19 protein-coding genes are annotated in these 23,872 nt (G+C 60.9%); 5 read left to right on the plus strand and 14 right to left on the minus strand.

Translation table 11 applies throughout. The features are described from left to right. Positions 1 to 67: 67 nt before the first annotated feature. Genes LIS66_RS20460 through zwf form a run of 3 tightly spaced genes read right to left on the minus strand, consistent with a single transcriptional unit; the run spans position 68 to position 2,917 of the window. On the minus strand, positions 68 to 733 hold the full coding sequence (locus tag LIS66_RS20460; protein ID WP_016773539.1) for a bifunctional 4-hydroxy-2-oxoglutarate aldolase/2-dehydro-3-deoxy-phosphogluconate aldolase: 666 nt from the start codon (positions 731 to 733) through the stop codon (positions 68 to 70). Positions 734 to 750: 17 nt separating this feature from the next. After that, on the minus strand, positions 751 to 1,464 hold the full coding sequence (pgl, locus tag LIS66_RS20465; protein WP_042607257.1) for a 6-phosphogluconolactonase: 714 nt from the start codon (positions 1,462 to 1,464) through the stop codon (positions 751 to 753). Next, positions 1,451 to 2,917, minus strand: coding sequence for a glucose-6-phosphate dehydrogenase (zwf, locus tag LIS66_RS20470; protein WP_042607258.1), 1,467 nt, complete (start codon positions 2,915 to 2,917; stop codon positions 1,451 to 1,453). The genes pgl and zwf overlap by 14 nt, the downstream gene beginning before the upstream one ends. 226 nt (positions 2,918 to 3,143) lie before the next feature. Here zwf and LIS66_RS20475 point away from each other — a divergent pair, with 226 nt between their 5' ends. Then, positions 3,144 to 4,004: a MurR/RpiR family transcriptional regulator gene (locus tag LIS66_RS20475; RefSeq protein ID WP_169842436.1), complete on the plus strand. Its 861-nt coding sequence runs from the start codon at positions 3,144 to 3,146 to the stop codon at positions 4,002 to 4,004. A 206-nt stretch (positions 4,005 to 4,210) separates the two neighbouring features. On the opposite strand, the gene LIS66_RS20480 is transcribed toward LIS66_RS20475, so the two are convergent. The 11 genes from LIS66_RS20480 to edd form a co-directional block, all read right to left on the minus strand. Next, positions 4,211 to 5,065 carry a D-hexose-6-phosphate mutarotase gene (locus tag LIS66_RS20480; RefSeq protein WP_227972942.1) on the minus strand — a complete coding sequence of 285 codons (855 nt, stop codon included), beginning with the start codon at positions 5,063 to 5,065 and terminating at the stop codon, positions 4,211 to 4,213. 284 nt (positions 5,066 to 5,349) lie between these two features. Next, a complete protein-coding gene (locus tag LIS66_RS20485) occupies positions 5,350 to 6,699 on the minus strand; it encodes a carbohydrate porin (protein WP_227972943.1) in 1,350 nt (449 codons plus the stop codon). 191 nt (positions 6,700 to 6,890) lie between these two features. After that, complete coding sequence (locus LIS66_RS20490; RefSeq protein ID WP_064364972.1) at positions 6,891 to 8,051, minus strand: ABC transporter ATP-binding protein; 1,161 nt, start codon at positions 8,049 to 8,051, stop codon at positions 6,891 to 6,893. A gap of 2 nt (positions 8,052 to 8,053) precedes the next feature. Further along, positions 8,054 to 8,899: a carbohydrate ABC transporter permease gene (locus tag LIS66_RS20495; RefSeq protein ID WP_042607262.1), complete on the minus strand. Its 846-nt coding sequence runs from the start codon at positions 8,897 to 8,899 to the stop codon at positions 8,054 to 8,056. Next, positions 8,892 to 9,800, minus strand: coding sequence for a carbohydrate ABC transporter permease (locus LIS66_RS20500; RefSeq protein WP_042607263.1), 909 nt, complete (start codon positions 9,798 to 9,800; stop codon positions 8,892 to 8,894). The genes LIS66_RS20495 and LIS66_RS20500 overlap by 8 nt, the downstream gene beginning before the upstream one ends. A gap of 139 nt (positions 9,801 to 9,939) precedes the next feature. After that, positions 9,940 to 11,241, minus strand: a complete 1,302-nt coding sequence (locus LIS66_RS20505; RefSeq protein WP_024014061.1) for an ABC transporter substrate-binding protein — start codon at positions 11,239 to 11,241, stop codon at positions 9,940 to 9,942. A gap of 118 nt (positions 11,242 to 11,359) precedes the next feature. Further along, on the minus strand, positions 11,360 to 12,619 hold the full coding sequence (locus LIS66_RS20510; protein ID WP_227972944.1) for an AGE family epimerase/isomerase: 1,260 nt from the start codon (positions 12,617 to 12,619) through the stop codon (positions 11,360 to 11,362). A 334-nt stretch (positions 12,620 to 12,953) separates the two neighbouring features. Then, positions 12,954 to 14,423: an ATP-binding protein gene (locus LIS66_RS20515; protein ID WP_016773530.1), complete on the minus strand. Its 1,470-nt coding sequence runs from the start codon at positions 14,421 to 14,423 to the stop codon at positions 12,954 to 12,956. Next, complete coding sequence (locus LIS66_RS20520) at positions 14,413 to 15,144, minus strand: response regulator (protein WP_039758123.1); 732 nt, start codon at positions 15,142 to 15,144, stop codon at positions 14,413 to 14,415. Before LIS66_RS20520 ends, LIS66_RS20515 begins: the two co-directional genes overlap by 11 nt. A 178-nt stretch (positions 15,145 to 15,322) precedes the next feature. Then, a complete protein-coding gene (locus LIS66_RS20525; protein WP_042607265.1) occupies positions 15,323 to 16,282 on the minus strand; it encodes a glucokinase in 960 nt (319 codons plus the stop codon). Then, positions 16,279 to 18,105: a phosphogluconate dehydratase gene (gene edd / locus LIS66_RS20530; RefSeq protein ID WP_016773527.1), complete on the minus strand. Its 1,827-nt coding sequence runs from the start codon at positions 18,103 to 18,105 to the stop codon at positions 16,279 to 16,281. The genes LIS66_RS20525 and edd overlap by 4 nt, the downstream gene beginning before the upstream one ends. Before the next feature lie 220 nt (positions 18,106 to 18,325). Between edd and gap the strand changes: the two genes are divergently transcribed. The 4 genes from gap (at position 18,326) to LIS66_RS20550 (ending at position 23,829) form a co-directional block, all read left to right on the plus strand. Next, positions 18,326 to 19,327 (plus strand): type I glyceraldehyde-3-phosphate dehydrogenase, encoded by a 1,002-nt coding sequence (gene gap / locus LIS66_RS20535; protein WP_016773526.1) that lies wholly within the window; start codon positions 18,326 to 18,328, stop codon positions 19,325 to 19,327. 199 nt (positions 19,328 to 19,526) lie between these two features. Then, positions 19,527 to 20,054, plus strand: coding sequence for an RNA polymerase sigma factor (locus LIS66_RS20540; RefSeq protein WP_227972945.1), 528 nt, complete (start codon positions 19,527 to 19,529; stop codon positions 20,052 to 20,054). Between the two features lie 101 nt (positions 20,055 to 20,155). Further along, entirely contained in the window at positions 20,156 to 21,121 is a 966-nt protein-coding gene (locus LIS66_RS20545) for a FecR family protein (protein WP_064364981.1), read from the plus strand. Positions 21,122 to 21,243: 122 nt separating this feature from the next. Further along, on the plus strand, positions 21,244 to 23,829 hold the full coding sequence (locus LIS66_RS20550) for a TonB-dependent receptor (protein ID WP_227972946.1): 2,586 nt from the start codon (positions 21,244 to 21,246) through the stop codon (positions 23,827 to 23,829). Positions 23,830 to 23,872 lie beyond the last annotated feature (43 nt).

Here is a 23,872-nt window from a genome sequence, read left to right on the forward strand (position 1 = left end):
AAAAAAAGGTGCGCCGACCAAGCGCACCATAAAGCCGTAAAGCACACAACGAAGTGTCGGTTAACGATCAGTCCAGCAGCGCCAGAGCTTCGGCGGTGCATTCCTGAATGCGGGCCCAGTCGCCGTTCTTGATCCACTCCGGATCAAGCATCCAGCTACCGCCCACGCACATGACGTTTTTCAGCGCCATGTAGCTCTTGATATTGGCCGGGCCGACGCCGCCAGTCGGGCAGAATTTCACTTCGCCAAACGGACCGCCAAGGGCCTTGATTGCCGCTACGCCACCGCTGACTTCCGCCGGGAACAGCTTGAAGCGGCGATACCCCAGGCCGTAGCCTTCCATGATCCCCGAGGCGTTGCTGATGCCCGGCAGCAGCGGGATCGGGCTGTCGACACTGGCTTCGAGCAGGTCGCGGGTGATGCCCGGGGTGACGATGAATTGCGAGCCTGCCGCTTCCGCCGCCGCGAGCATGTTGCGGTCGAGCACGGTGCCAGCACCGGTCATCAGTTCCGGGCGTTGTTCGCGCAGGATCTGGATCGCTTTGAGGCCGAACTGCGAACGCAGGGTCACTTCCAGCGCGGTCAGGCCACCGGCGGCGAGGGCGTCGGCCAGCGGCAGCACGTCCTGTTCGCGGGCGATGGTGATCACCGGCAGGATCCGCGCCTTGGCGCAGAGACTGTCGATCAGGGCAACTTTGTCCGCCATGGAAACGGTCGGGGATGGGGTTGTCATAGCGGCTGTTCCTTGGCTTATGGGCACCAGTAAATCTCTAACGTAGGTTGCAGAAACGCGCGCACCGGCATGGCCGCGACGTCATCGGATGCCAGCGCGGCATTCAGGGTGGTCAGTTTCGATTGACCGGAAATCGACAGAATCTTGTGTTTGGCCGAAGCCAGCAGCGCACGGCTCATGGTCAGGCGCTGACGCGGCACGCTTGGCGCCAGCATCGGCCAGCAACGGCGCGTGCCTTCGGCTTGCAGGGCCTCGGCGAGGTTCGGGCTGTCGGGGAACAACGACGCGGTGTGACCGTCATCGCCCATGCCGAGCACCAACACGTCGATCGGCGGCAGCTCGGCGAGCAGACGGTCGGCCTGTTCCGCAGCCTGCTCGACATTCGCCGCAGCGCTGTAGAGGCTGAGGAACTGCGCCTTGGCTGCCGGGCCTTTGAGCAAATACTGCTTGAGCAGACCGGCATTGCTGTCGGCGTGTTCGACCGGCACCCAACGTTCGTCGGCCAGGGTCACAACGACTTTCGACCAGTCCAGTTCCTGTTTGGCCAGATGCTGGAAAAACGCCACCGGGCTGCGCCCGCCAGACACCACCAGCACCGCGTTGCCGCGAGCCGCAATGGCCTCGCTCAATTGCTGGGCAACGTTAAGTGCCAGGCCTTCGGCCAGCAACACCGGGCTGTTGAATTCGCGGGCAGTCACGCCCGCCGGCAGTTGCACATCAGATATCGCCATACCACGACCTCCCGTCCCGCGTGATCAATGCAATGGAGCTCATCGGCCCCCACGATCCGGCCGCATACGGCTTGGGCGCGTCACCGGATTTTTTCCACCCGGCGATCAACTGGTCACACCACTTCCACGCGGCTTCGATTTCATCTTTACGGACAAACAGGTTCTGATTGCCGTTCATCACTTCCAGCAACAACCGCTCGTAGGCATCGGGGATTCGCGCGCTACGCCAGGTGTCGGAGAAATTCAGTTGCAGAGGCCCGCTGCGCAGTTGCATGCCCTTGTCCAGGCCCTGCTCTTTGGTCATCACGCGCAAGGAAATGCCTTCGTCCGGTTGCAGGCGGATGATCAGTTTGTTGCTGATCTGCAGGCGCTGCTCCGGGGCGAAAATGTAGTGCGACGGTTCCTTGAAATGGATGACGATCTGCGACAGCTTTTGCGGCATGCGCTTGCCGGTGCGCAAATAGAACGGCACGCCGGCCCAGCGCCAGTTGCGGATGTCGGCACGCAGGGCGACGAAGGTTTCAGTGTCGCTCTGGGTGTTGGAATTCGGTTCTTCGAGGTAACCCGGGACGGATTTCCCCTCGCTGTGGCCAGCGATGTACTGGCCGCGCACCACTTGTGTAGTCAGGCCTTCCGGGCTGATCGGCGCCAGCGCCTTCAGCACCTTTACTTTCTCGTCACGGATGCTGTCGGCGGACAGGTCGGCCGGCGGGTCCATGGCAATCAGGCAGAGCAGTTGCAGCAGGTGATTCTGGATCATGTCGCGCAGCTGTCCGGCCTTGTCGAAATAGCCCCAGCGGCCTTCGATGCCGACCTTCTCGGCCACGGTGATTTCCACGTGGGAGATGTAATTCTGGTTCCACTGGGTTTCGAACAGGCTGTTGGCGAAACGCAGGGCGATCAGGTTTTGAACGGTTTCCTTGCCCAGATAATGGTCGATGCGGTACGTGCGGTCTTCCGGGAAGAACTGCGCCACCGCGTCGTTGACCTTGCGCGACGATTCCAGGTCAGAGCCGATCGGCTTTTCCAGGACCACGCGGGTGTTCTCGGCCAGACCGACTTTTTCCAGGTTCTCGCAGATCGCGCCGTACACCGCCGCCGGCGTGGCGAAGTAGGCGATCATGCGCTGACTGTTGCCGGCCAGTTCGGCCAGTGCCACGTAGTCTTCGGCCTTGAGGAAGTCGACGTGGAGGTAGGTCAGGCGCGCGAGGAAGCGCTCGGCCACGGTTTCGTTCAGCTCTTTGCCGACGTAACGGCGCAATTCGGCGGCGATGAACGCCATGTGCTGCTGCTCGCTGCCGGGCTCACGGGCCAGCGCGATGATGCGCGTGTCCTCGTGCAGCAGGTCGGCACCGTCAAGGTGATAAAGGGCAGGAAACAGCTTGCGCAGGGCCAGATCGCCCAGCGCGCCGAACAAGGCAAAGGTGCACGGTTCAACCGTAATGGAAGGCATGATGTTTGTTCTTTTATCAAGTTAAGCTACAAATACCTTTTTTCAAGGCATCACTCAAGGGAAAATGTAGTAATAACCACAACATTTTCCCACAATGCACAATCCGAGTGGTGGTCGCCCGGACGCATCAGTAGGATAGGCCACCGTCCCGGGCCATATCAAAGGCCCAATTTGCATAGCCCGACGCAACTCTGCGTTGGTGAATCAGGAATTCCATATGGACCGCGTGCGAAATTTACTGGAACAGATCCAGAGTCGCCTTGAAGAGCTGAACAAGGCTGAACGCAAGGTCGCCGAGGTGATCCTGCTCAATCCGCAGCAGGCCACCCGCTTCAGCATCGCCGCCCTCGCCCAGGCCGCCTCGGTGAGCGAACCGACGGTCAACCGTTTCTGCCGTTCGTTCGGCGTCAGCGGTTATCCCGAACTCAAGCTGCAATTGGCCCAGAGCCTGGCCAGTGGCGCGGCGTATGTCAGCCGCGCGGTCGAGGCTGACGACAATCCCGAAGCCTACACACAGAAGATTTTCGGCAGCGCCATCGCCTCGCTGGACAGCGCTTGTCAGGCGCTGGACCCGAACCTGATCAGCCGCGCCGTCGACCTGTTGATCCAGGCCCGGCAGATCCACTTTTTCGGCCTCGGTGCTTCGGCACCGGTGGCGCTGGATGCGCAGCACAAGTTCTTCCGCTTCAACCTTGCGGTGACTGCGCATGCCGACGTGCTGATGCAGCGGATGATCGCCTCGGTGGCGCACACCGGTGAGCTGTTCGTGATCATTTCCTACACCGGGCGTACGCGCGAACTGGTGGAAGTGGCGCGGATCGCCCGGGAGAACGGCGCGTCCGTGCTGGGCCTGACGGCGGAGAATTCGCCGCTGGCCAAGGCCAGTACGCTGAGCCTGAACATTCCGCTGCCGGAAGACACCGACATCTATATGCCGATGACCTCGCGGATCATTCAGTTGACCGTGCTGGATGTGTTGGCGACCGGGATGACCTTGCGTCGCGGGGTGGATTTCCAGCCGCATCTGCGCAAGATCAAAGAGAGCTTGAATGCAAGCCGGTATCCGGTTGGGGATGAATTCAACTAAAGATCAAAAGCCCCTCACCCCAGCCCTCTCCCGGAGGGAGAGGGGGCCGATCGAGGTGTCTTGCGCTATACATCGACCTGGATGATCGAGTCGATTATGGATTCAGCACTGCACTTTCACGTCGGCGTAACTCTTCAGCATCCCGCAATCAGTCCCCTCTCCCTCCGGGAGAGGGCTAGGGTGAGGGTATCGGTGTACTTGACGCACTAAGCCGCCGCCCACGCGTGCAAACTCAAGTGCGCCTTCTCCCCCGGCGCCAAGTGCAGACTGTCGGTGCCGCCCGCCGCTGCTTCTACACAAACGAATTCCGATACCTCGTCCCAACTCACCCCCAGCAACGGTCGCGCGCCCGGATGCCACACGACGGTGTCGCCACTTTCACCCGTATCGATGCACAACTCGCGCTGCCAGGCGTGATCCTTGAGCTGCAATTCGCCGTCATGCTGGAACACCCGCTGACACCCGCCATCCACCCGCAACTCGCCTTCCTGCTGGCAAGACTGGCGACTCAACTGGTCATAACCCTGTGCGCCTTCGAGGCCAGACAGCGCTATCTCACCGACATCGCCAATACGCCAGTAAGCGTGCAAAGCCTGGCTCAACTGGCACGGCATGTCGTCCTGATGCTCGGTGCTCAGACGTAATTCCATGCGTTCGCCCAGATGCGCGTGCAGGTCGACCTGCCAATCGCACAGCTGCAATTGCCAGTGCAGGCGGACGCCATCCTCGGTGCTGCTGCTGTCGAGCAGTTTCCAGTCGAGCAGTCGCGCCCAACCATGCGATGGCCAGGCGTTTTCGCTCGGATGACGGCCATACCAGGGCCAGCACACCGGCACGCCACCGCGAATCGCGCCGACATGCGGCCACTTTGCCGCACACCACAACCACGGCTTCTGTCCACGCGGCTGAAAGTGCAGCAACTGCGCGCCCTGACGACTGAACACCGCCTGACACAGCGGATGATCGATCACCAACACGTCGCGCATCTGATAGCGCTCCCAGGCGAACACCGGTCGCTCGCGCAGGGATTTGAAGAAGCGTTGCAGCGGATGCTCATGCATTTGCCACGGTCCTGAAAATCATCGAGTACTCAAATTCCACATTGCTTTTGTGGCGAGGGAGCTTGCTCCCGCCGGGCTGCGAAGCGGCCCCAAAACCATTCACTGCTGTGTGTCGGCAAGACTGCATTGACCGGGTTTACGACTGCGGCGCAGCCGAGCGGGAGCAAGCTCCCTCGCCACAAATGCCTACGACACAAGCCTTGTGTACGGGTCTGGCAAAAAAAAGCGGACAGCCTGGGCTGTCCGCAAAATGCGCACATAGAGAGGAGCTTATCGCAGACGCGTCAGAACGTTGACTGAATTTTCAGGCCAGCGACCAAAGCGTTATCGACTTCATCCACACCGCCCGGATGGGTGATGTATTGCAGGTTTGGACGCACGGTCAGCCAGTTGGTGACGTGGAAACCGTAGTTCAGCTCGTAGTTGTATTCGGTTTCACGAATCGGCGAGAACGCGGCGTTGTCGTAGTCGGACACACCGTTGGAAGCGTTCAGCAGTTCCGCGTTGCGCTTGACGTCCTTGTTGACGTGGATACGCGCCGCGCCGATACCGATGTCATCCTTCGGACGCGCATCGAACGGACCTTTGTAGACAAACATCACCGATTGGTAGTTGTCGATGAAGTTGGTGTCCTTGTCATGGAAGGTCGCGTTGGCAGCGATGTTCAGACCGCGAGTCGCGTCACCGTTGTGGCTGGTGAGTTGTTGTTGCGCGACGAACCAGTAGCCGTGTTTGCTGCTGTGCGACTTGTACTCGTCACCAGTGGTTGCCGCGTCGAAACCGTTGACGTCTTCGCGAACGTCGTCGGCATCGGCCGTGCTCTTGTAGTAACCGACGCGGTATTCGCCCGGCAGGCTGTTGACCTTCGGCGACCAGACCAATTCGATCGGCAGCACGGTACCCTTGGTGCCGCTGCCGCTGAGCTTGAAGCCGTTGCCGTGTTCCAGCTGCGACGGGTTCTGGTTGTACGCACCGATTTGTGCATAGAGCTCGTCGTTGATGTTGTACTTCACACGGATCGCAGCCTGGCTGACTGGCCAGTTGTACCAGATGTTGGTCGCCCAGTTACCCACTTGCGAACCGCAGAATGCGAGGTTCTGGAAGTCGCACGGGAAGGTGTTGAAGTCTTCGCCTTCGCCGAAGTAACCGGCCTTGACGTCGAGCTTGTTGTCGAAGAACTGGTGCTGAATCCACAGTTGAGTCAGACGCACCATGTGGCCACGGCCGTAGACTTCCTGCGAGGAGCTGAGGGTGCCGGCACGCGGATCGCCAACGCGGTCGTTGGAGATGTTGTAGCCGTTACGGTTGGTCAGCTGGATCTTCGCTTGCGTGTTGTCCCAGCCCCACAGTTTCTGCAGGTCGAGGGCCACGCCGAGGCCGAACTGGTCGCTGTAGCGGCCGGTCTTGTCGTCGTCATAACCGCCGTGCAGATTGGCGCCCATCTCGCCAACGTAGTCGGCCTTGATGTCGATACCCTGCTCGATCAGCTTGGTGCGCTCGCCGCCCCAGTCGCCGGTCATCCATTTGGAGTCGGAGCTGAAGGCATCCGCCGCCATTGCATTACCGGCCAGCACCAGTGCAGCTGCCGCTGAAACCTGGCAGATCAACCGGGCATTGACGTGTTTCTTTTTCATCCCTACATCCTCGTCTTTATTGTTATTAACTGTTTTTATCTAACGCGGTTTACATAAATTGCGGTGCTCGACAGGCCGGGCACCGCGTGCTCCTTGTAGGAGTGAGCCTGCTCGCGATAGCGGTTTTACATTCAACATCTCTGTCGACTGATACACCGTCATCGCGAGCAGGCTCACTCCTACATTGTTTTTCAGCGCCCTTTGAATTGGGCGACGTTCGCAGACCGCGCATCGGTCTGTGGTTGACCGGCAGTGCCGAGGCGCTCGCCGGTATTGGCGTCGAACAACAACACTTTCGATGGATCGAATTGCAGCGTCAGGCTTTCGCCCACCTGCGGAGCCACGTCCGGTGCCAGTCGGCAGCAGACCTTGGTGTCATTCAGGTTGACGAACACCAGGGTGTCCGGCCCGGTCGGTTCCGTGACCTGCACTTCCGCGCGGATGCTTGGCAGGCCATTGCCCTCGCCGTTCGCCAGCACAATCTGCTCCGGGCGCAGGCCGAGGATCACTTCGCGGTCTTCAAGCCCGGCGTCCTGCATGCTCATCGGCAATTCACAACGCGCCTGACCGCTGTCGAGCAGCGCCAGCAGACGACCGTCCTTGCGCTGCAGACGCAGGGGGATGAAGTTCATCGGCGGCGAACCGATGAAGCTGGCGACGAACAGGTTCGCCGGGTCGTTATAGATGTCTTTCGGCGTGCCGAACTGCTGAATGATGCCGTCCTTCATCACCGCGACTTTGTCGCCCAGGGTCATCGCTTCGATCTGGTCGTGGGTCACGTAGACCGTGGTGGTTTTCAGGCGCTGGTGCATCAGTTTCATTTCGGTACGCATCTCGACGCGCAGCTTGGCGTCGAGGTTGGACAGCGGTTCGTCAAACAGGTAGATCTTCGGCCGCCGCGCCAGCGCACGACCCATCGCCACGCGCTGTTGCTGACCACCGGAGAGCTGGCCCGGCTTGCGATTGAGCAGGTGTTCGATCTGCAGCAGCTTGGCCACGCGGGCGACTTCTTCGTCGATCGCTGCCTGCGGCATCTTGCGGATTTTCAGGCCGAACTCGATGTTCTCGCGCACACTCATGGTCGGGTACAGCGCGTAGGACTGGAACACCATGGCGATGTCACGATCCTTGGGGCTCATGCCGCTGACGTCCTGATCACCGATCATGATCGCGCCGCCAGTGATGGTTTCGAGGCCGGCGATGCAGTTCATCAAGGTCGATTTGCCGCAGCCCGACGGGCCGACGAGGATCAGGAATTCACCGTCCTTGATCGACAGTTCGATGTTCTTCAGGGTGTCCGGCAGGCCGGCCCCGTAGGTCTTGTTTACGTTGCGAAGTTCAAGCGTAGCCATGATTACCCCTTGACCGCGCCGGCCGTCAGCCCGCGCACGAAATACTTGCCTGCGACCACATAGACCAGCAGGGTCGGCAGGCCGGCGATCATCGCCGCTGCCATATCCACGTTGTATTCCTTGGCGCCGGTGCTGGTGTTGACCAGGTTGTTCAGCGCCACGGTGATCGGTTGCGAATCACCGCTGGAGAACACCACCCCGAACAGGAAGTCGTTCCAGATCTGGGTGAACTGCCAGATCAGACAGACCATGATGATCGGCGTCGACATCGGCAGGATGATGCGGCGGAAAATCGTGAAGAACCCCGCGCCATCCAGACGCGCAGCCTTGACCAGCGCATCGGGAATGCTCACGTAGTAGTTGCGGAAGAACAGCGTGGTGAACGCCAGACCGTAAACCACATGGACAAACACCAGGCCGGTGGTGGTGCTCGCCAGGCCCATCTTGCCGAGGGTGAACGAGGCCGGCAGCAGCACGGTCTGGAACGGCAGGAAGCAGCCGAAGAGCAACAGACCGAAAAACAGTTGCGAACCCCGGAAACGCCACATCGACAGCACGTAACCGTTCAACGCACCGATGGCCGTGGAGATGATTACGGCCGGTACGGTGATCTTGATCGAGTTCCAGAAGTAGCCGTCAACCGTGGCCCAGGCCTTGACCCAGCCGATGCCGCTGACCACGGTCGGCCAGCTCAGCAGGTTGCCGGTGCTGATGTCTTCCGGGGTCTTGAAGCTGGTCAGCAACATGACCACCAGCGGCACCAGATAGAGAAACACCGCGAAGATCAGCACCGCGTAGATCGCGATACGGCTCAAGCTGATGGCGGGTTTGGCAGCAAGACTAGTCATTACGCTTGGTCCTCAGCTCGGAGTACAGGTAAGGCACGATGATCGCGAGGATCGCACCGAGCATCAGAATCGCACTGGCCGAGCCCATGCCCATCTGGCCGCGACTGAAGGTGAAGGAATACATGAACATCGCTGGCAGGTCGGAGGAATAACCCGGGCCACCGGCGGTCATTGCCGCAACGAGGTCGAAGCTCTTGATCGCGATGTGCGCAAGGATCATTACCGCACTGAAGAACACCGGACGCAGGCTTGGCAGTACGACTTTCCAGTAGATGCGCGGCATGCTCGCGCCATCGATCTGCGCGGCACGGATGATCGATTGATCGACGCCACGCAGGCCGGCGAGGAACATCGCCATGATGAAGCCCGAGGCTTGCCACACAGCGGCGATCACCAGGCAATAAACCACGCGATCGGGGTCGATCAGCCAGTCCAGACGGAAGCCTTCCCAGCCCCAGTCACGCAACAATTTGTCCAGGCCCATGCCCGGGTTGAGCAGCCATTTCCACGCGGTACCGGTGACGATCATCGAGAGCGCCATCGGGTACAGGTAAATGGTGCGGATAAAGCCTTCGCGACGGATGCGCTGGTCGAGGAACACCGCCAGCAACACGCCGATCACCAGGGTGATGCCGATGAACATGCCGCCGAACACGGCGAGGTTCTTGCTCGCCACCCACCAGCGATCGTTGTCGAACAACCGCGCGTATTGCGCCAGGCCGGCCCACTTGTAGTTGGGCAGGAAGGTCGACGTGGTGAACGACAGAATGAACGTCCACAGGATGTAGCCATAGAAGCCCACCAGCACGATGAACATGCTCGGCGCCAGCACCAGTTTCGGTAGCCAGCGCTGCAATGCATCGAACGGCGAGGCCTTGCTGAACACAGCAACAGAACTCATGGGGAAATCCACAATAAGGGTTTACGAAAGCATTCCCCTTGTAGGAGTGAGCCTGCTCGCGATTGCGGTGTGTCAGTCACTCAGACGGTGGCTGACAGATTGCTATCGCGAGCAGGCTCACTCCTACAGGGGCCAAGCATTACTTGGCTGACTGAACTGCCGCGCCCAATTTCTTCGCGGCATCGGCCGGGTCGGCTTTCGGGTCGTTGATGTAGTTGGTGACTACGTCAAAGAACGCGCCCTGCACCGCCAGCGTGGTTGCCATGTTGTGCGCCATGCTTGGTTGCAGGCCGCCGGACTTGGCGTCCGCGAGGAAGTCCTTGGCAGCGGTCTGTGCGCAGGAATCGAAGCCGAGCTTGTCCATGTTGTTCAACATGTCGTTGCGCACCGGGATCGAGCCTTTGTTGATGCTGAAGACTTTCTGGAAGTTCTCACCCAGCACGACTTTGGCGATGTCCTGCTGACCGGCCGCAGTGCCTGCGTCCTTCTGCTTGAACACGGCCAGCGAGTCGATGTTGTAGGTGAACGCCTTGTCGGTGCCCGGGAACGCTACGCACTCGTAGTCCTTGCCGGCGACTTTCTTGGCGGCGGTCCATTCGGACTTGGCCCAGTCACCCATGATCTGCATGCCGGCCTTGCCGTTGATGACCTTGGCCGCTTCGAGGTTCCAGTCCTGGCCTTTGCCGTCAGCGTCCATGTAGGTCGCGACTTTCTTCAGCTCGGTGAGCGCCTTGACCATTTCCGGGCCGGTCAGCGCCTTGTTGTCGAGATCGACCAGGGCTTTCTTGTAGCCATCCACGCCCATGACCGAGAGCACCACGGCTTCGAACACGGTGCTGTCCTGCCAAGGCTGACCGCCGTGGGCCAGCGGAATGAAGCCCGCGGCTTTCAGCTTGTCGCCGGCGGCGTAGAACTCTTCGAGGGTGGTTGGGTTCTTGGTGATGCCGGCTTTCTTGAAGACTTCCGGGTTGATCCACAGCCAGTTCACACGGTGAATGTTCACCGGCACGGCCACGTAATCACCGTCGTACTTCACGGTATCGGAGACCTTCTTGTCGAGCAGGCTGTCCCACTTTTCCGACTTGGCGACGTCTTTAAGCACGTCGGTGTCGAGCAGACCGGTCGACGCCCATTCCTGGATGTCCGGGCCTTTGATCTGCGCAACGCCAGGCGGGTTACCGGCGACGGCGCGGCTCTTCAGCACGGTCATGGCAGTCGCACCGCCACCACCGGCGACAGCGCCGTCCTTCCAGGTGAAACCGTCTTTTTCGACTTGGGCCTTGAGCACATCGACAGCGGCTTTTTCGCCACCGGAGGTCCACCAGTGCACGACTTCGACCGAACCTTTGGAGTCGGCAGCGGAGACACTGAGCGGCAGGATTGCGAGCGGGAACAGGGAGGCGACAGAAATGACAGTAGCGAGGCGAGAAATCGCATTCATTCGAGATGTACCTTTCTTGTTGTTATGCATTGCAAGTCTGGTGCTTGCGCTGCACGGAGTTTAAACAGAGCGTTTCGCTTCGCAGGTAACGAAGGGACGCGTAAATGTCACGACATGGTTACACAGGAACAGGCCGAGATAACCGTGCCAAAGCCGTGGCCATGCTCGGCGCCAGCGGCAACCGCGGAATCAGCACAGCCTGCCAGGCGTGATACAGATCGGGCTTGCCCGGCCAGATATCGGCACTGGGCACATTCTGTGGATTGAGTTCGTGGTGCCAGCTGCCGTTGCAGCGGTCGATGAAATTCGTCTCACAGAATTCCCAGAACAGTCGGTACCAGGTTTCGTATTGCACGTCGCCGGTGCGTTTGAGCAAGGCACTGGCGGCGGCGCTGGCTTCGGCATGCGTCCAGTGCAGGCGATGGCGAACGACGGCCTGGTTATCCCAGTCGAGGGTGTAGACGATGCCCGGCGCACCATCGACATCCCAGCCGTGGCGGCAATTGTTTTCAAACAGCTTTTGCGCATCAAGGGCCAGCCAGCCCGGCGTGAGCATACCCGCCTGCCCCCGCGCGGCTTCGAGGTGCAGAAGCAATCGTGCCCACTCGAAACCGTGGCCCGGCGTGGTGCCATACGGACGGAAACCGTCAGCAGGATTGTCGTGGTTGTATTCGCGCAGCGGCTGCCAGTCACGATCGAAGTGTTCGATGACCATGTAATCATTGGCCGCCGCGTGACCGTGGATCACCCGCTCAACGATGCGCTGAGCACGCACCAGCCAGCGCGGATCTTCGGTGACATCGGCCAGCGCGAGGAATGCTTCGGTGGCGTGCATGTTGCTGTTGGCGCCGCGATAGGCTTCTTCTTCGCTCCAGTCGCGATTGAAGAATTCGCGCATGGCGCCCTCTTCTTCGCTCCAGAACCAGGTGTCGATGATATCGATCGCGTCATCGAGCAAGGCCTGGGCGCCGGGCCGTTGTGCAACCACGGCGGAACTGGCGGCGAGGGCGACAAAGGCGTGCAGGTAGGCGTTCTTGCCGGTGTTGTCATCGCGGTGCCCGGCGACTGCAAACCAGCCGCCGTGCAACGCATCACGCAGCGGCCCGCGCAGGGCGGCGATGCCGTGATCGATCAGCTCGGCGAACCCCGGCAGCCCCTGAATGTGGGCCATGGCGAAGCTGTGGGTCATGCGCGCGGTGTTCATGGTTTCGGCTTGCGCGTGCGCCGGCAGACGGCCGCGCTCGTCGAGATTGCCGAAACCTTCAGGCAGCTTCGAGGCCTTGGCAAAATCCAGCAGACGCAGGCCTTCGGCGGCAAGCCATTGCTGGTGGGCAGGGGCATTCAGCCAACTGCTGAAGTCTGGGTGAAAGGTGTCCATGGAGTGACCCTTTTTTGTTGTTAGGACTGCGGGCAGTCTAAACAACGGGCCGGGGCGGGCTTGTAACGAAGGGGACGGGGTTTGTCACTGACTCGTGACAAAAGAGAAGAGCAAAAGCACCCTCACCCCAGCCCTCTCCCGGAGGGAGAGGGGGCCGACCGAGGCGTCTTGCGATCTCCGTCGACCTGAACCATCGAGTCGATTATGGATTGGGCAATGCACCGGATCGACTCTGGATTCGACATCGCACGCTCAGGTCGGCGTATCCCTCAAATATCCCCCAATCGGTCCCCTCTCCCTCCGGGAGAGGGCTAGGGTGAGGGGCTTTTCGGGATTAATCCACAGAGCGCGGCAACTGCAATGTCACCCGCAACCCACCTTCACGCAGGTTCTGCAGCGTCACCTCACCGCCATGGCTATGGGCAATGTTGCGCGCAATACCCAGACCGAGTCCGTAGCCCTGCTGCTGCCCCGCCAGGCGGAAGTGGGGTTCGAACACCTGCTCCAACCGTTGCTGCGGCACGCCCGGGCCTTCATCGTCGACGTGCAAGACGAACGCGCTGTCATCGTCATCGATGTGCAGGTGCGCGTTCTGTCCATACTTCAAGGCGTTGTCGATCAGGTTGCCGATGCAGCGCTTGAGCGCCAGCGGCTTGCCCGGATACGCCGACAGCGCGCGCCCATGCTGGGTTACGCGACCGTTGCCATTCGGCGCCAGGTACGGCTCGACCAGGCAATCGAGGACATGGTTGAGATCCACCGGCTCGATGTTCTCGTGGATGTCGGTGTCTTTCACGCATTGCAACGCGCCTTTGACCAGCAGCTCCAGCTCATCCAGATCGCGGCCGAACTTGGCTTGCAGCTGTTCGTCCTCGAGCAGCTCGACGCGCAAGCGCAAGCGGGTGATCGGCGTGCGCAAGTCGTGGGAAATCGCGCTGAACAACTGGCTGCGCTCGGTCAGGTAGCGGCTGATGCGTTCGCGCATGGTGTTGAACGCGCGCCCGACCTCCACCACTTCACTGCCGCCGCCCTCCGCCACTGGCTCGACGTCGGCGCCCAGCGACAGATCCCGCGCTGCTCGCGCCAGACGCTTGAGCGGCCGGCTCTGCCAGTGCACGAGCAGGCCGATGAACAACAACAGAAAGCCGCTGGTCAGGACGATGAACCACACCTGCTGCGCCGGCAGGCCTTGCTCTTCGAGACTGGTGTAGGGCTCGGGCAGCAACGAGGCGATGTACAGCCACTCGCCCGGGGCCATCTGAATTTGTGTGACCAGCACCGGCGGATTCACCGGTTCAAGCGTCAACGCGTAGTGCGCCCAGGAGCGCGGCAATTCATCGAGTTTCAGTCCGGCGTTGAAAATGCGCAGGTCTTCGGGACTGACGAAGGTCACCGAAATATCCGTGTCATGGCCCAGCGACTGGCGCAGCACTTCATCCACCGCTTGCATCACCGCGGCCTTGCGCGGCGTCACTGGCAGCACGTCCATGCCCAAGGGCTTGTCGTTGAGGGTCACGACAAACCGGGTGCCGCCCATGCTGCGCAATTGATCGAGCACCAGCGGTCGATAGGCCACCGGCAAGGAACGGAAATAACTGACGCTGGCGGTCATCGAATGGGCCAGGCTGCGGGCGCTGGTGACCAGGCCTTCGAGCTGGGTGGCGCGCAACTGCGAAACCCAGATCACACTCGACAGCGTCTGTGCGAACAGCACCGCCAGCAGGGTCAGCAGCAACATCCGCCCGAGCAGCGAACGCGGCACCGGAATGCGGTTGGCGAACTTGCGCAGTGACTCAGTGAGCATTGCCGGCAACCACATTGGCTGCCAACTGGTAACCGCTGCCACGCACGGTGCGGATCAGCCGTGGCGGTTTTTCGGTGTCGCGCAGGCGTTGGCGCAAACGGCTGACGGCCATGTCGACGATGCGATCGAGCGGCATCAGATCGCGGCCACGGGTGGCGTTGCCGATGGTGTCGCGGTCGAGGATTTGCTGCGGGTGGTCGAGGAACAGTTTCAGCAGGGCGAAATCGGCGCCGGAGAGAATCACCTCTTCACCGTCAGTGTGGAACAGCCGATGGCTGACCGTGTCCAGGCGCCAGTCGTCAAAGGCCAGCACTTCGCTGCCGCTGCGTTCGTGGGCGAATTGCGCACGGCGCAGCAAAGCCTTGATTCGCGCTTGCAGTTCGCGCGGGCTGAACGGTTTGCCGAGGTAGTCATCGGCGCCGAGTTCGAGACCGATCACGCGGTCGGCTTCGTCGGAACTGGCGGTCAGCATGATGATCGGCACCTGCGCCTGACGCGGATGCTGACGCACCCAACGGCACAGGCTGAAGCCGTCTTCGTCGGGCAGCATGACATCGAGGATCACCAGATCGCTCGGCGCCTCGTTGAGCGCCTGACGAAAACCGGCGCCATCGGCGGTGGCCCGCACCTGAAACCCGGCGCGGGTCAGGTAGGTTTCCAGCAACTCGCGTATTTCCTGGTCGTCATCGACCAACAATATCGACTTGTTGACTGAGCTCACTTCGAAGGCATCCTTGTTGTTGGAGTTGGGGCGGATTATGCCTTAAGCGCTGATTTTACAAACACCACAAAACCACTGTGGGAGCGAGCCTGCTCGCGATAGCGGTTTCACATACAACGGATTCGTTGACTGATGTACCGCTATCGCGAGCAGGCTCACTCCTACAGTTGACCGTATTTCAGGGTCGAGTTGCTTGATCCAGCGCGACGCCGGCGCCCACCAGGCCGGAGTACGGTGCCGTCACCAGCCACACCGGGATGCCTTTGAAGTAGTCGCTCATGCAGCCCTTGTCGGCGAAGCAGCGAGCGAAGCCGCTTTCGAGGAAGAAATCGGCGAAGCGTGGAATCACCCCACCGACGATAAACACGCCGCCGCGCGCGCCGGTGGTGAGCACGTTGTTACCAGCGACGCGACCGAGCCAGCAGCAGAACTGCTCGAGCACTTCCAGAGCAATCGGGTCACCGGCAAGGCCGGCGGCAGTGATGGCTTCCGGCGTCTCGAGCGTCGGCTCATGGCCATCCACCGCACAGATCGCCCGGTACAGCCGCGGCAGGCCGCCGCCGCTCAATGCGGTTTCCGCGCTGACATGGCCGATCTCGTTGTGGATGTGCTGCCACAATTGCGTTTCCCGCGGGCTGCTCAGTGGCAGGTCGACGTGGCCGCCCTCGCCCGGCAGCGCGGCAAAGCGACCTCCGCCGAGATCGAGCAGGGTGCCCACACCCAGGCCAGTGCCCGGGCCGATCACCACCGCCGGGCGCAACGGCTCCGGCGTGCCTTCGCAGACCACGCGGAATTCGCCCGGCTGCAAACGGGTCATGCCCAGTGCCATCGCCGAGAAGTCGTTGGTCAGCAACAATTGGTCGACCTGCAAGGTCTTGCAGAACGCGCTGCGACTCAGCCGCCAGTGATTGTTGGTGAACTTGAATTCGTCGCCGCTCACCGGTCCCGCCACCGACAGGCACACCGAACCGATTGAACCCGGCGCCAGGCCAAGCCCGCTCAGGTACAGGCCGATCGCCTCTTCCGGCGTGGCGAAGTCGGCCGTGGCCAGCACCTGAACCGATTGCAGTTGCTGGTTTTGCCACAACGCGAAACGCGCGTTGGTGCCTCCGATGTCACCGACCAAAGCCAGTTTCAATTAAGCGTCTCCAGGGCAGAAGTGAAGGCGCTGGCGCCCTGCTCCGCCGAGCTGAAGGCCATGCGCATGAAGCCAAACAGCTCGCGGCCGCTGCCAATGTTGTTGCCCAACAGGCCCTTGGCAGGTTCGCGCGCTGCAAATTCGGCGGCGTCGACCTTCAGTTCCAAGGTGCCTTTGACGCCATCGACGCGGATGATATCGCCCTCTTGCACCCGCGCCAAAGCACCACCGACATAAGCTTCGGGGCTGACGTGAATCGCCGCCGGGATTTTCCCTGACGCGCCGGACATGCGCCCGTCAGTGACCAGCGCGACTTTGAAGCCGCGATCCTGCAGCACGCCGAGGAACGGCGTCATCTTGTGCAGCTCCGGCATGCCGTTGGAACGCGGGCCCTGGAAGCGCATCACCGCGACAAAATCCTTCTCCAGCAGACCGGCCTTGAACGCATCGGCCAGATCCTGCTGATCCTGGAAGACCATCGCCGGTGCTTCGACGATCTGGTTTTCCAGCGCGACGGCAGACACTTTCATCACGCCGCGACCGAGATTGCCTTCCATCACCCGCAGTCCGCCTTCTTGCGAGAACGCACGGGACACCGGACGGAGGATGTTTTCGTCGAGGCTGTCGGTCGGGCCTTCGCGCCAGACCAGCTCACCGTTATCGAGGAACGGTTCCTTGGTGTACTGGCTCAGGCCATGACCGAGCACGGTGTTGACGTCTTCGTGCAGCAGACCGGCGCCGAGCAGTTCGCGAATCAGGAACGACATGCCGCCGGCGGCCTGGAAGTGATTGATGTCAGCTTTGCCGTTCGGGTAGACGTGGCTCAGAGTCGGCACGACTTCGGAGAGGTCGGCCATGTCTTGCCAGGTCAGTTGAATGCCCGCGGCCATGGCGATGGCCGGCATGTGCAGGGTGTGGTTGGTCGAGCCGCCAGTGGCGTGCAGGGCAACGATGGAGTTGACCAGCGCCTTCTCGTCGACGATTTCGCCGATCGGCATGAAGTTGCCGTTCTGCTTGGTCAGGCGCGTGACCTGGTGCGCGGCTTCGCGGGTCAGCGCGTCGCGCAGCGGTGTATTCGGGTTGACGAAGGACGCGCCCGGCAAGTGCAGGCCCATGACTTCCATCAGCAACTGATTGGTGTTGGCGGTGCCGTAAAACGTGCAGGTGCCCGGGCTGTGGTAGGACTTCATCTCCGATTCCAGCAGCTCTTCACGGGTGGCCTTGCCTTCGGCGTACTTCTGGCGGACGTCGGCTTTTTCCTTGTTGGAAATCCCCGAAACCATCGGCCCGCCCGGGACAAAGATCGTTGGCAAATGACCGAAGCGCAGCGAGCCCATCATCAGGCCCGGCACAATCTTGTCGCAGATGCCGAGCATCAGCGCACCGTCGAACATGTTGTGCGACAGCGCCACGGCGGTCGACATGGCGATCACTTCGCGGCTCGGCAGGCTCAGTTCCATGCCCGGCTCGCCTTGGGTCACGCCGTCACACATCGCCGGAGTGCCGCCGGCGAACTGGCCGACCGAGCCGATCTCGCGCAGGGCGTTCTTGATCTGTTGTGGGAAAACTTCGTATGGCTGATGCGCCGAAAGCATGTCGTTATACGAAGACACAATGGCGATGTTCGCCGAGTTCATCATCCGCAGGCTGTGCTTGTCTTCCGTGCCGCACCCGGCCACGCCGTGGGCGAAGTTGGCGCATTGCAGCTTGCCGCGCATCGGGCCGTCGGTGGCAGCGCCGCGAATCAATGCAAGGTAAGCCTGACGCGTGGCGCGGCTGCGGGCGATAAGCCGTTCGGTGACCTCAAGAACGCGGGGATGCATGTGTAGAACTCCAGGCTAACGGATGTGGCGACCTGATTGTCTATGCTGATCAAACGCCGTTGTTGTTGGAATGACAGACGGCTTTTTTGACCATTCGGACCAGTTAATTCAGGTCACTCGTTGTAGATAAAACAAAATATTGCCACTAAAAAGGCTTGTTTTCTATTTTTATGCGAATAATCTTGTAATTCCAACAACAAAACGACGGCGGCGCTGTTCCATGACTCTTCGAATCGCAATCAATGGTTTTGGCCGCATCGGCCGTAATGTCCTGCGCGCACTGTATACCCAAGGCTATCGTCAAGACCTGCAGATCGTCGCGATCAACGATCTGGGTGACAGTTCGATCAATGCCCATCTGCTCAAATATGACACCGTCCACGGCACGTTCGACGCCGAAGTGGCCCACGATAACGAAAGCCTGACGGTCAATGGCGACCGCATCGCGGTCAGCGCCATTCGCAACCCGGCCGACCTGCCATGGGCCGCGGAAAAGATCGACGTGGTCTTCGAATGCACCGGTCTGTTCACCGACCGTGCCAAAGCCGCCGCGCACATCAGCGCCGGCGCCCGCAAAGTGATCATCTCGGCCCCGGCCAAAGGCGCCGATGCCACCGTCGTATACGGCGTCAACCACGACATTCTGCGCCAGTCGCACCAGATCATCTCCAACGCTTCGTGCACCACCAACTGCCTCGCGCCAGTGGCGCAGGTGCTGCATCGCGAGCTGGGCATCGAGAGCGGTCTGATGACCACCATCCACGCCTACACCAACGACCAGAACCTCACCGACGTCTATCACAGCGACCCGTACCGAGCCCGTTCGGCCACGCAGAACATGATCCCGAGCAAGACCGGCGCTGCCGAAGCGGTGGGCCTGGTGCTGCCGGAACTGGCCGGCAAACTGACTGGCATGGCCGTGCGCGTACCGGTGATCAACGTGTCGCTGGTCGACCTCACCGTGCAATTGAAGAAAGAAGCCAGCGCCGACGAAGTCAACGCCCTGCTGAAAGCGGCCAGCCAGCATTCGAAAATTCTCGGTTACAACACCTTGCCGCTGGTTTCCAGCGACTTCAACCACAACCCGCTGTCGTCGATCTTCGACGCCAACCACACCAAAGTCAGCGGCAAGTTGCTCAAGGTGCTGGCCTGGTACGACAACGAATGGGGCTTCTCCAACCGCATGCTGGATAACTGCCTGGCGTTGTGTAACGCGGAATAATTGCGGGTATCCCCAAACCTGTGGGAGCGAGCCTGCTCGCGAAAGCTTTCTGTCAGTCGATATGGAATTGACTGACACGACGCCTTCGCGAGCAGGCTCGCTCCCACAGGGATATGCATTGAAATCGATGAAATCAGCACTTGACCATTCAGCCAGATGATAAGCATTATCATTCGCTCGAAATGGATCAGGTCCTCCCGTGAGTCAATCGCGCTTCAACCACGTCTTCCTCGCCCAGCGCACTTCCCTGCTGCGCACGCTGGAACGGATGGTCAACAATCACAGCACCGCTGAGGACCTGTTGCAGGAGACTTACCTGCGCGTGAGCCGTGCGTTGAGCGAGCGGGCCATCGATCACCTTGAACCCTTTGTCTTCCAGACCGCGCGTAACCTGGCACTGGACCATTTGCGTGCGCGCAAGATCCATGCGCGAACCATGGTCGATGACGTGCCGCAGGACGTGGTGCAGAGCATCGCCGCACCGGCCAGCAGCGCCGAAGACGCCGCCCATGCCGAACAACTGCTGGAGCGTTTGAACGTGAGCCTCAGTCAACTCAGCCCGCGCCAGCAGCAGATCTTCATCCTCAGTCGCCTGCACGGGCACAGCTATCAGGAAATCGCCGATGAACTGAAGGTGTCGCTGAGCACTGTGCAGAAGGAGCTGAAACTGATCATGTCGATTTGCATCGGCGTTGCCGAACGACATGACAGCAGCGGCAAGCTTTGAGCAGCAAGCTACAAGTAAAAGCAAAAAGCAGTAACGCATCCGGCTTGCAGCTTGCAGCTTGAAGCTGGAAACTGCTTCGCCAGAAGCCTTGAGGAACCACCGTGACGGACACCCACCGCCCGCCTTCGCCCGATTCGGCGCGGGACGCTGCAGCAGCAATGGACCAGGCGCTGGACTGGCTCATCGTGCTCGGCAGCCCGGACGAGGAACAGACCCGGCAATTTCATGCCTGGCTGGCGGCGGATCCGTTGAATGCCGAAGTTTTCGCCAAGGCCCAGGCGATCTGGGATGGCCCGCAAGTGGTGCTGTGCGCCCAGGCCCTGGCAGCGAAACCGGCGAAAGTCACTGTCCTGCAACGTCTGCGTCCGCACTGGAAACCGCTGGCCAGCGCTGCGGTGTTGATCCTCGGTCTGTTCAGTTTCAGCAACCTGCCGATGCGCCTGCAGGCCGATCACCTGACCGTGGTCGGCGAGCGCCAGCGCCTGCAATTGGAGGACGGCTCGAAAGTGCTGCTGAACACCAATTCGGCATTCTCCAGCACCATTAATGACCAGCAACGCGTGGCCCGGCTGTTTCAGGGCGAGGCGTTTTTCGAGATCGCCAGCGGTCGCAATCAGCCGCTGGAGATCGATGCGGGGCCGGTAACGGCCAGTGTGCACGACACCGCATTCGCCGTGCGCTACCTCGACGGGGTCGCGCAGGTGAATGTGCAGCGTGGCGATGTCGATCTGCGCGCCACCCACAACGATGCCCGCGTGCGCTTGCGTGCCGGGGAAAGCATTCGTATCGGTCCCAACGGATTTGATCGTCCGGCCAAGCTCGACGCCAATGCGGATCTGGCGTGGATTGAAGGCCGTCTGGTGTTCGAGAACTGTCCGCTCAATCAGGTGCTGGCCGAGCTGCGCCGCTACTACCCGGGCTGGATCATCAACAACAACGAGCAACTGGCCGACGTCGCCGTCACCGGCAATTACCGTCTCGACCAGCCGCTCGACGTGGTGCGCTCCCTCGCCCACATCACCTCGGCGCGCCTGCAGGAATTCCCCGCGCTGGTCATCTTGAACTAAATGAGAATTATTTTTACTCGATAGCCAACGGCAGTACGTCTCGTTATAGCCAATGCAATTGATTCGCATCTAACCATGCCGATCAGCACCTATAAAGATTCGTGCGACACGGAGCGCTATCGATGTCCTCACGCCTTACCCGCCAGACTTCCTCCCCTTCCCGCGTACTGTCGCTGCTGACTGCGGCGATTCTCATGGCCGGCACCGCGCCGCTGCTCGCAGCCACCGAGCAACCGGCGCGCAACATGGGCGACTACGCGTTCGCCATCGGCCAGCAACCGCTGGTTTCAGCGCTGAATGCCTTTACCGCCGTGACCGGTTGGCAGGTCGGCTTGCCGGCAGAGCTGGGTCAGAACGTTTCGTCGCCCGGCGTGCGCGGTTCGCTGCCACCGGAGAAAGCCCTCGAGCGCCTGTTGGTGGGGACCAACCTGAGCTTCCGCAAGCTGAGCAGCAACAACGTCGTGCTGGAAAAACGCAACAGCAGCGGAACGCTGAATCTCGATCAGGTGACGATCAGCGCGACGCGTCAGGAACAGTCGGTCAACAGCGTGCCTTCGACAGTCAGCGTGCAGGATCGCCAAGAGCTCGACCGCAACAACGTCAACACCATCAAGGATCTGGTGCGCTACGAGCCGGGCGTTTCCGTTGGCGGTGCCGGTCAGCGTGGCGGCATCAGCGGCTATAACATTCGCGGTATCGACGGCGACCGCATCCTGACCCAGGTCGACGGCGTGGAAATCCCCAACGGGTTCTTCAACGGTCCGTACGCCAAGAGCCAGCGCAATTACGTCGACCCGGAAATCGTCAAGCGCGTGGAGATCCTCCGCGGCCCGGCCTCGGTGCTGTACGGCAGCAACGCCATCGGCGGCGCGGTCAGCTATTACACGCTGGACGCCGACGACATCATCAAACCGGGCAAGGATGTCGGCGCACGCTTGAAAAGCGGTTACAGCTCCGCCGACGACAGCTGGCTGAAATCCGCCACCGTCGCCGGGCGCAGCGGTGAGTTCGACGGTCTGCTGCATTACAGCCAGCGCGACGGTCACGAAACCGAATCCTTCGGCAGCCACAACGGCACTGGCCTTGCGCGCACCGCGGCGAACCCGGAAGACGTCCGTGCGACCAACGTGCTGGCCAAGCTCGGCTGGAACTACAACGACGATTCCCGCCTGGGCCTGACCTACGAAAAGTACAAGGACGACCGCGACACCGATCAGAAAAGCGCCTACGGCGGCCCGTACTTCAACGGCGCCCCGACCATCCCCGACAGCGTACTGCCTGGCGGCATGTACCAGTGGCGCACTGGCAACGACACCATCACCCGCGAGCGTTTCGGCATCGACCATTCGTTCGCCCTCGACAGCCTGCTGGCAGATAACGTGAAGTGGAGCCTCAATCACCAGATCGCCAAGACCGACCAGAGCACCGAAGAGGATTACTTCCCGATGACCCGCAGGGTGCTGCGTACCCGCGACACGATCTACCAGGAAAAACAGTGGGTGTTCGACGCGCAACTGGACAAGGCTTTCGCCATCGGTGATACCGATCATCTGCTGACTTACGGCACCACGATCAAGCAGCAGAAAGTCACCGGCTCGCGCAGCGGCGACGGCACATGCCTGGCAGTCGGTCGCGGCTGCACGGCGATTGGCGCGACCAGCGCGGCGGACGTGCTGGCCAAGGCCAGCGACTTCCCCGATCCGACCATCAACACCTACAGCCTGTTTGCCCAGGATCAGATCAGTTGGAACGACTGGACCTTCCTGCCGGGTCTGCGCTACGACTACACCCAGCTCAAGCCGCACATCACTGAGGAGTTCCTCAACACCGTAAACGCCGACGGCCAGGGCACGGTCAGCGACAAGAACAAGACCTGGCACAAAGTCTCGCCGAAATTCGGCCTGACCTATGCGCTGACGGAACACTACACTTGGTACGGCCAGTATGCCGAAGGCTTCCGCACGCCGACGGCGAAAGCGTTGTACGGGCGTTTCGAGAACAACACCAGCGGCTACACCGTCGCGCCCAACTCCGACCTTGAGCCGGAAAAGAGCAAAGGCTTCGAAACCGGCCTGCGCGGGAATTTCGAGCAGGGTTCGTTCGACGTCGCGGTGTTCTATAACAAGTACCGCGACTTCATCAACGAAGACGCAGTCAAGCCGGGTGACGATCAGCTGACCTTCCAGAGCAACAACATCAAGCGCGCCACCATCAAGGGCGCGGAAGTCAAAGGTCGTTTGAACCTGGATGCATTCGGTGCGCCGCAGGGCCTGTATACCCAGGGCTCGATCGCTTACGCCTACGGTCGCAACAACGACAACGGCGAACCGATCAACAGCGTCAACCCGCTCACCGGCGTCTTCGGCCTCGGTTACGACCAGGACACCTATGGCGGCCTGCTGAGCTGGACCGTGGTGAAGAAAAAGGACCGTGTCGACGACAGCAACTTCAAATCGCCGGACGGCGTCAGCAGTCAGTTCAAGACCCCGGGCTTCGGCATTCTCGATCTGGCCGGCTATTACAAGGTTAGCGACGACGTCACCGTCAGCGGCGGCATCTACAACCTCACCGACAAAAAATACTGGCTGTGGGACGACGTGCGCGGTTACGACAGCGTCGGCGAAGCCTCGGTGACGCAACCGGCCAACCTCGATCGCCTGACCCAACCGGGACGCAACTTCGCGATCAATCTGATCTGGGACATCTGATCGGCCCGTCCTCACTGCGCTTAACGGCGCAGTGAGTATTTTT

The sequence above is a fragment of the Pseudomonas sp. HN2 genome, from assembly GCF_020736465.1.
GTDB classification, from domain to species: Bacteria; Pseudomonadota; Gammaproteobacteria; order Pseudomonadales; family Pseudomonadaceae; genus Aquipseudomonas; species Aquipseudomonas moraviensis_A.